This is a genomic window from Arthrobacter sp., assembly GCF_030540645.1.
Taxonomy (GTDB): Bacteria; Actinomycetota; Actinomycetes; order Actinomycetales; family Micrococcaceae; genus Specibacter.
In genome coordinates this window covers 1-8572 of sequence record NZ_JAUNVV010000100.1, presented here as the reverse complement: position 1 = coordinate 8572, position 8572 = coordinate 1, and the positions used below count along the sequence as shown (strand labels likewise).

The 8572-nt window shown below is 60.3% G+C and carries 9 protein-coding genes; 5 read left to right on the top strand and 4 right to left on the bottom strand.

Features of this window, described 5'->3' with window-relative positions; all coding sequences use genetic code 11:
• The first annotated feature begins 204 nt into the window (after nt 1-204).
• Nucleotides 205-675, top strand: a complete 471-nt coding sequence (aroQ, locus tag Q4P21_RS14565; protein WP_303389458.1) for a type II 3-dehydroquinate dehydratase — start codon at nt 205-207, stop codon at nt 673-675.
• 3 nt (nt 676-678) lie between these two features.
• Here aroQ and Q4P21_RS14560 read toward each other — a convergent pair whose 3' ends face one another.
• Complete coding sequence (locus Q4P21_RS14560; RefSeq protein WP_303389457.1) at nt 679-1863, bottom strand: MarP family serine protease; 1185 nt, start codon at nt 1861-1863, stop codon at nt 679-681.
• A gap of 239 nt (nt 1864-2102) precedes the next feature.
• On the opposite strand from Q4P21_RS14560, the gene Q4P21_RS14555 reads away from it, so the two are divergent.
• Nucleotides 2103-2780, top strand: coding sequence for a Crp/Fnr family transcriptional regulator (locus Q4P21_RS14555; RefSeq protein ID WP_207346332.1), 678 nt, complete (start codon nt 2103-2105; stop codon nt 2778-2780).
• 206 nt (nt 2781-2986) lie between these two features.
• Here the strand turns inward: Q4P21_RS14555 and Q4P21_RS14550 are convergent, their stop codons facing one another.
• The 3 genes from Q4P21_RS14550 to Q4P21_RS14540 are packed head-to-tail and all read right to left on the bottom strand — an operon-like array spanning nt 2987 to nt 4558.
• Nucleotides 2987-3886 (bottom strand): NUDIX hydrolase, encoded by a 900-nt coding sequence (locus Q4P21_RS14550; protein ID WP_303389461.1) that lies wholly within the window; start codon nt 3884-3886, stop codon nt 2987-2989.
• A gap of 28 nt (nt 3887-3914) precedes the next feature.
• A complete protein-coding gene (locus tag Q4P21_RS14545; protein WP_303389456.1) occupies nt 3915-4400 on the bottom strand; it encodes a RidA family protein in 486 nt (161 codons plus the stop codon).
• A gap of 2 nt (nt 4401-4402) precedes the next feature.
• Nucleotides 4403-4558, bottom strand: coding sequence for a hypothetical protein (locus Q4P21_RS14540; protein WP_207346330.1), 156 nt, complete (start codon nt 4556-4558; stop codon nt 4403-4405).
• 36 nt (nt 4559-4594) lie between these two features.
• On the opposite strand from Q4P21_RS14540, the gene Q4P21_RS14535 reads away from it, so the two are divergent.
• The 3 genes from Q4P21_RS14535 (at nt 4595) to Q4P21_RS14525 (ending at nt 8407) form a co-directional block, all read left to right on the top strand.
• Nucleotides 4595-6805: a transglycosylase domain-containing protein gene (locus tag Q4P21_RS14535; RefSeq protein WP_303389455.1), complete on the top strand. Its 2211-nt coding sequence runs from the start codon at nt 4595-4597 to the stop codon at nt 6803-6805.
• Nucleotides 6806-6817: 12 nt separating this feature from the next.
• Nucleotides 6818-7768, top strand: a complete 951-nt coding sequence (locus Q4P21_RS14530) for a metallophosphoesterase (protein ID WP_303389454.1) — start codon at nt 6818-6820, stop codon at nt 7766-7768.
• Between the two features lie 96 nt (nt 7769-7864).
• A complete protein-coding gene (locus tag Q4P21_RS14525; RefSeq protein WP_303389453.1) occupies nt 7865-8407 on the top strand; it encodes an META domain-containing protein in 543 nt (180 codons plus the stop codon).
• Nucleotides 8408-8572: the final 165 nt, after the last annotated feature.

The following is an 8572-nucleotide window of genomic DNA, read 5'->3' as shown; positions in this document are numbered from 1 at the left end:
TCCGATGGTAAATTATGGCGGGCCCGCCACCGGGGGTGGGTGTTTGCACCCGTGCGGGGGTTGCACGCACGCTGCGCTTTTTTGTGTTTTTCCCATCTGCTTACACGTTTGACCAGAGGCAACAGTGTCGCCCAGCTGCTTCGATCTCAGGCCGCCGGGAGCCACGGCGGCCCCGCAGGCAGCTCAATGGGGCATTATTAAACCATGACTTCAACCCCCGCTGCCAGCCGCGGCACCCTGCTGATCATCAACGGACCCAACCTGAACCTGCTGGGCACCCGCGAACCGGAGATTTACGGCAGGGCCACCCTGTCCGACGTCGAACATCTCGCCACGGCTGCTGCCGAGGCTGCCGGCTTCGGCGCCACGTGCCTGCAGTCAAACCACGAAGGGGCACTGGTGGATGCCATCCATGCGGCGCGAGGCAGCGCCGTGGGCATCATCATCAACGCGGGAGCATATACGCACACCTCGGTGGCGCTGCGGGATGCGATCGCCGGGGTGGAACTGCCCGCCGTGGAAGTTCACATTTCCAACGTGCACCAACGCGAGGAATTCAGGCACCATTCGTATTTGTCGCCCGTGTGCACCGCCGTCATTGTGGGTGCAGGAGTACACGGCTATGAGCTCGCTGTCAGCGTCCTTGACAAGGCCCTGGCACCTGCACAGTCCTAAGTCTCAACCCACCTTGCAGGTGCCTGATTCCACTGCGCTGCTGAGCTGGGGCGCTGCGGCAATCACGGGACCGGCTTCCTCCATGGTGAGGGCGAAGCCCACGTTGGCGTCGGTAGTGGCCTTGGCAAAGATCACGCCCACAATGCGCCCGTCCTGATCCAGCAGGGGTCCGCCGGAGTTCCCTGACTGAACGTTGCCGGCCAGCTGATAGACATCGAGCACTGCCTTGGCACTGCCGGTGATGTCCGGAACCAGCAAGGGTCCCGAGGACAGCACGGTGGCTGGGCGCACCTGCAGGGGGCCGCCCAGCGGATACCCGGCAAACGCCGTCGCGGTGTTGCCCGGCACCGTCCCGGCGATGGGCAGCGGCGCCGCCTCCAGCGAGTCGACGGCGAGAATGGCCAAGTCATGGACGGGGTTGAAATACACCACCCGCGCCGGCAGGGCACCCTGCGTTTGCGTTTGCACCACCGGCATGGACACACCTGCCACCACGTGGGCGTTGGTGAGCACTCGTCCGGGAGAAACCACAAAGCCCGTTCCGGTCTGGTTTTGGCCGCACTGGAACGCGGTCCCCGAAATCTTCATGACCGACTGTGCGGCAGTGTTCCATGCGGACGTGTTGGTGTCTGCGTTGGGGGCTGCAACTTCTACATTGGGGCCAGCGGGGTTCAACAGCGCCGGGATGCCTTCATCCAGGACAAGCGAACGGATTTGGGCCACGGCGGACTTGACGGGGTCAGGGGTCCAGGTGTCGATGGCGGAAATCACCCGCGAATTGCTGAGCTGTTGGGAAACGAGCGGGATACCCAGGTTCGACACGCCAAACGCCAGTACGGAAATGGCCAGCGCACCCACCGCGACGTTCAACGCCCCGCCCAGGACCCTGTTCACTGCCCGCACTGAGTCTGAATGTACCCGCCGCCCCAAAGCCCGCCCCAGCCGCATGCCCACGGCATGCCCAACGGCAATCAGCAAAAGGGTGGAGCCAATGACAATGGCTGTCCGCCAGCCCGGGCTTGGGGCGAATTGGCTGACAAACGGTGCGGCAAAAAATGCTCCCACCGCGCCCGCCACAAAACCCGCCAAACCGCCCAGCCCAACAACCAGCCCGGCCCTCAGACCATAAATGAGCTGCCATAGCAACCACAGGATCAGTACCGCATCAAGCCAGGAGTAACCAAACACTCTTGCGTGAAGCTCCTCCCGGGCATTGGCCCATCGTTGTCATTGCAGCGCACAAGCTGTGGCCCAGACCCACATGATACCGGGGCAGTCCGTGCGAAGTCTGGGATTTTTGGTCAACCAAACTGACAATTTGCTGGGAACGAACGAGAGTAATGCCAAATTGGTCACAAAAACAGAAAACGTCTGAAACAATCAGTATTAGGTAACAACTGATTAAATACATATTGCAAGGAGTTTTCATGGACATCGAGGTACTACGCCGGGCACCACTTTTCGCCACGCTCGACGACGAGGCTTTCCGCCTTTTGACTGACGAACTGGCCGAAGTCGACCTGTCCCGCGGCGCGTCGGTTTTCCGTGAAGGTGATCAGGGCGACCAGCTGTATTTCATTGTCTCCGGCAAGGTGAAGCTGGGCCGCACCTCCTCCGACGGACGTGAGTCCCTGGTGGCCATCCTCGGTCCGGGTGAGTTGTTCGGTGAAATGGCACTCTTTGATCCGGCACCCCGGAGCACCACAGCCACAGCAGTTTCTGAAACCCGCCTGGCCGGGCTGAAAAATGATTCCTTGAAGGCCCTGCTGCGCAACCGCCCTGAGGTGTCCATGCAGCTCCTGCAGGCGTTGGCACGCCGTTTGCGCCGCACCAACGACAACCTTTCCGACCTCGTGTTCTCTGATGTTCCCGGCCGCGTTGCCAAGGCCATCCTGGATTTGGCCGACCGCTTCGGCCGTCCTGCCACTGATGGCATTCTTGTGGCACACGAGCTCACGCAGGAAGAACTGGCCCAGTTGGTCGGCGCTTCACGGGAGACCGTCAACAAGGCCCTGGCCGAATTTGTCCAGCGCGGCTGGCTTCGACTCGAAGCCCGCGCGGTGGTCATCCTCGACGTCAACCGTCTGCGCCAGCGCTCCCGCTAACCCCCACGCCCTCCCTACCGACGCTCCTGCACTTTCCGGTGTGAATTTGGAAACGCTCCTGCAGCTTCCGGTGCAGTATCCCAGACCCTCTTGCAGCGCTGTGCGCTGCGTTTGCACAAGTGCAAACGCGTTAAGGAAAAGACCCCTAAACATGCTGGAGCGTCGGTAGGAAACACCCCAAAGGTGCTGGAGCGTCGGTAGGTGGGTCAGCGTTCCCGGCAGGCGGCGCCTTCTGATGTGGGGACTGCTGGAACTTCGAGGCAGAACTGCCCATCAGCATCAACCACAAGTGTTGGCTGGTATTTGTTGATGGGTCGCTTGTGGTTCAAGTAGGCAATACAGCCCCGGGCCGCGGCGATCTTCTCCAGAATGATCTCCACCCCGGGCACCAGCAATTCATCCAAACTCATGCCGACGGTGTTGGGCTGGCCGATTTCATCACCCAGTACGGAGCTGTTCCGGGAAGCGACAACTTCCGCAGCACTAACCCAGCGACCCCACACACCCTTGCTGCTCAGTAGCGAGAGCTCCTGGTTCACGGGCCGGGCGGCAGCAAAGTAGCGGACATCGAATCGTCGGTGCGCAAAATCCGGGCTGGTCCAATGACTCAGCGGTTTCAGCAGGTCGGTGCGTAGAGCCAGTCCGTACCGTTCAAGCAGAGCGCCAAACGTGGACTCCTGCGTGGCGATGGATTCCCTGGCCCGCATCCATTCCTGCCCGGAGATGCTCTCCACCAGGGAGGAGGCATCGGGTCCGGCCAGCAGGATGCCAGTTTCCTCAAACATTTCCCGGATGGCCGCCACGACGTGACGCTTGGCCAAGCCAATGTCATCCGTGCCCAGACTCTTGGCCCAGGCGACGGGCGAGGGCCCCACCCAGTCCGTGACGTCGTCGTCCGCGGTTTCAATCGTGCCACCGGGGAACGCCACGGTACCCAGCGGTGAACCACCCGGACGGTACGTCATGAATGTTTGCAACCCGCTGGGGCTGTCCTTCAACAACACCACCGAGGAGGCGTGCCGCGGCTTGCTGGGCGTGCGTTCACCAAAGTCAGCCCAAGCCTGCGCCGCTTCCCGCTGATCAGCGTTGAGCGGGAAGCGGCGCATGCTGGAGCGGCGCCCACCTGCGGGATTGCTACTGGAACTCGGCAACCAACTCAACCTCAACGGGTGAATCCAAGGGCAAGACTGAAACCCCGACGGCGGAGCGTGCGTGTATGCCTGCCTCGCCAAATACTTCGCCGAGCAACTCGGAAGCACCGTTGACGACACCGGGCTGGCCGGTGAAGGACGGGTCTGAGGCCACGAACCCGACAACCTTGACGATGCGTGTCACACGGTCAAGGTCGCCAATGACGCTCTTGAGTGCCGCGAGGGCGTTGATGGCGGCTGTCGCGGCCATGGATTTTGCGTCCTCAGCGGACACGCCCGCACCTACTTTGCCGGTGGCTGTGAGTTTGCCTTCAATAAAGGGCAGCTGCCCCGAGGTGTAAACATGGTTGCCAGAAATGACTGCCGGCACGTAGGCGGCCACTGGCGCGGCAACAGGAGGAAGGCTCAGGCCCAGCTCTGCGAGGCGCGCCTCGATGCGTGAAGTTCCTTGATTTGATGCGGTTTCCACGGTTATGCCTTCTCTCGTTTGAGGTAGGCGACAAGGCCCCGGCCATCAGGCCCGGCAACGACCTGAACCAGCTCCCAGCCATCGTCACCCCAGCTGTCCAGAATCGCCTTCGTATTGTGGATAATTAGCGGAATCGTAGAGTACTCCCATTTGGTCATACATCAAAGCGTATCCCCTGCCGGTAAACTGTGAAAATGGCAGCAAAAAAACACCCCATTTTCGATACCGCCACGACGCTCGGTAAATTGGTCCTATTCCTTGGCGTCAGCACCGTTTGCGGTGTCCTGGTGGCAGGATTGATGGTTCCCGGAGCGGCTTTGGCAGGAACTACTGCAACCTCCTCCATCTCGTTTTTTGACGACCTTCCAGACGAGATGAATGTAGGCACCCCGGCACTGTCGTCGAAAATTGTTGCTGCTGATGGCTCCGTGCTGGCCACGTTCTATGACCAGAACCGCACCGAGGTGCCGCTCAAGGACATTTCAGAGTCCATGAAGAACGCAATCATTGCTGTGGAGGACTCCCGTTACTACGAACACGGCGGCATTGACACTCGCGGCCTGATGCGTGCAGTTGGTTCCATGATCCAGGGCGGAGGCCGCCAGGGCGCGTCCACTATTACCCAGCAGTACGTGAACAACGTCATCATTCAGACCTATGCTGCCAATGGCGAGAATGACAAAATCAAGCTCGGTGATGATAAAGGAATTGGCGAGAAAGTGCGTGAAATCAAGCTCGCCATCGCCATCGAGAAGAAGTACTCCAAGGAAGAAATCCTGCAGGGCTACCTAAACTGGGTGTTCTTCGCCAACAACAACTACGGCATTGAATCCGCGGCTTCGTATTACTTCAGCACTCACGCCAAGGATCTGACGTTGCCGGAAGCCGCCTTGTTGGCCGGCGTAGTGAACAGGCCAACTTATTACGACCCCGTGGCCAACCCGGAGAATGCGCTCTCCCGACGCAACATGGTCCTTGACCGCATGTTGGAGCAGGGCATGATCGATAAAGCCCAGCATGCAGAGGCCGTCAAAGCCGAAATCGGTCTTAAGATCCAGCAAAACCGAAACGGTTGCACCACTGCGGTTCGAGCCGAGTACTTCTGCGAATACGTGACGAACTTGATCGTCAATGATCCTGCCTACGGCAAAACGCCGGAGGACCGGCAAAAACTACTTCTGCAGGGCGGCCTGACCGTCACCACCACGCTGGATCCGGGCTTGCAGGACGCCGCCCAGGCTCAGTTTGAGAATTTCACCCCTGCCGCCGACAACCCGGACAACGTTGGTCAATCGCTGGTCACGGTGCAACCGGGCAGCGGCAACATCCTTGCCATGGCCCAGAACACTAAGCTGGCACCGCCCGAGGGCCAGTGGAAGACCGACTACAACTTCAACGTCGACCGGCTGGACGTCAACGGCAATTCTCTAGGCGGGGCTGGTGGCTTTGACGTGGGTTCAACCATCAAACCCTTCACCTTTGCCGAATGGTTGAACTCCGGCCACAAGATCAACGAAGTAGTGAACGCTGGTGTGCGCCGCTACCCCGCCGGCTTCCAATGGACTAATTCCTGCGGCTTTACCGGCGGCATTTACGACTCCAGCAACCCGGAAGCAGCCGATGACCTGCAAAATGCCGAAGGCGGCTTCTACCGCTCGGTAACCGCACGCGAGGGTTTGTACAACTCCTTGAACACCGCCACTTTTGCCACTGCCGCGAAACTGGACATGTGCAACATCCAGAAGATGATGACGGCAACGGGGCTTCACTTGGGTGGGGACCCAAAGCAGCCGTACAACGTTGACTATGTCAGCTCCCTTCTGGGCTCCGGCGAGGTTGCTCCGCTGATCATGGCCTCTGCCTTTGCCACCTTTGCTGCCGGCGGCATCCACTGCGACCCCATCGCGCTGACGTCCATCACCAACGTCAAGGGAGACAAGTTCCCTGTCCCCAGCGCCAATTGCCAGCAAACAGTGAAGCCTGAAGTCGCTGCCGGCGTAACGTCAGTGCTGCAAGAAGTGCTGATTCGCGGTTCCGGTTGGCAGATTCCATTGCAATACCCGGCCGCTGCCAAAACAGGAACGACCAACAACTCCGAGCAGACGTGGACCATTGGCTTTACCCGCGGTTTGGCCACCGCGTCGTGGGTGGGCAACATCTTGGAGAAGCAGGAATCCAACAACGGCAAGCTGATTGCCGGGCAACGCCTGAGCTACGTTGACGGTGCCACCTATGCAGGCAAGGCGTGGCAGGGCTACATGAACCAGGTTGCGGGCTTCTTTGACGTCAACGGATTCGACCTCCCACCGGAAAGCATGGTCAGCGCCCCAGCCATCATCCAGCCCAAGCCTGCCGAGCCGGCAAAACCCAACAACAAGAACAACGACGATAAGAAAAAGGATTAGAGCACAGTTCTTATGTCACGCACGCATTCAGCCCCGTCCCGTTTTTCCACCGCTGCTGCGGCGGCTGGGCTTGCCGTCGCAGCTGGCGCCGGAGCCGTAGCGTACGGCGCTTTTATCGAGCGCCATTGGTTCGACATCAGGGACGAGTCGCTGGCGATTCTTCCCCCCGGTTCGGCCCCTTTTACGGTGCTGCATCTGTCAGATATCCACCTGTCTCCAGGGCAGGGCAAGAAGATTCGCTGGTTGCGGGAGCTGGCCTCATTGCAACCAGACTTGGTGGTCAATACCGGGGACAACCTCAGCCATCCAGAGGCCATCGCTCCACTGCTAGAGGCGCTGGGTCCGCTCATGGACTTTCCGGGTGTTTTTGTGCCGGGTTCCAATGACTATTTCGCGCCCAGTTTCAAGAACCCCTTCGCCTATTTCGCCGGGCCGTCCAAACTGAAAACCAGCGGCAGGCACCATCCCATTCCACTGGACACTGACGCGTTGCACGCCGGCTTTGGCCTGGGTGGCTGGGTCAACCTGAGCAACCGTGCCCAATCGATCCCGCTCAAGGGCATCCGCTTCGACTTCAGCGGCGTCGATGACCCACACCTCAACCGGGAACGCTATGCTGGCTGGCCGCGCGGCTCATCAACGCAGGACAGTGCCCCGCACGTCAAGATTGCAGTTGCCCATGCCCCCTATCAGCGAGTCCTTGACCATTTCACTGCGGACGGTGCTGACCTGATCCTGGCTGGCCACACACACGGGGGCCAAGTCTGCCTGCCCGGCTACGGGGCCCTGGTCAGCAATTGCGACCTCCCAACGTGGCGTGCACGCGGCCTCAACGACTGGGACACCCAAGGACGTACGACGCCGGTCAACGTCTCCGCGGGCATCGGCACCGCACGCACTGCCCCCTTCCGTTTCGCCTGCAGGCCGGAAGCCGTAGTTTTGACCTTGACAGCAAAGTCATAGACGGAGCTGCAGAGGCAGAGCAGCGTAAGCTGTTCAGCCATCGTTCGATCTGCCAGAGTCCATGAACCACGGGCCTAAAAATAAGGACGTCACACCATGAAGAAGTATTTTGTCCTTTTGGGAGCAACCATGGCGCTGCTGCTCGCCAGTGCCTGCAGCACCACGCCAGCAGGAACCCCTGCCGCTGATACCCCCTCCGCCACGGTCAGCGACGACACGGACTTGGCGAACCCCACCGAGGCTGACTGCACTCCGGTGGCAGGTGGCATTCCGGCCACGGAGCAGGACTTTAGCTGCCTGAACTTGAGCTCAGCTAGTGGCAGTGACGCGACGGGCGAGCTGGCTTGGGTGGGCAGCGACCCCTTCACACTTGTGACAATGGCGCGGGATGGGGCGCTATCCTTCTCTTCCAAGACGCCGTGCAACACGCTCATGAGCACTGTCAAGGTCACTGACAAGCAGTTTATTGTCGACCCGAACATGGCGATGACCATGATGGCCTGCCAGAGCCCGCAAAGCGACTACGAGAAATGGGTGAGCACCTTCTTCTCCGCCCCGCTGGACTACACGTTGAACAAGGACTCGCTGGTCCTTCGCGGCGAGCACGGCACCGTCACGTTCAAACCCGCAGCCGCCTAGCTTCTTCCGCGTTAAGGCCACCCCACCGGCCGATTTCGCGATCACGGCCTCCGTCCGCTAGTCTTTAGTGGTTGCTTTTCCAGATCTTCGCGGATCATCGAAAAGCAGCGGATCGGGGTGTGGCGCAGCTTGGTAGCGCGCGTCGTTCGGGACGACGAGGCCGCA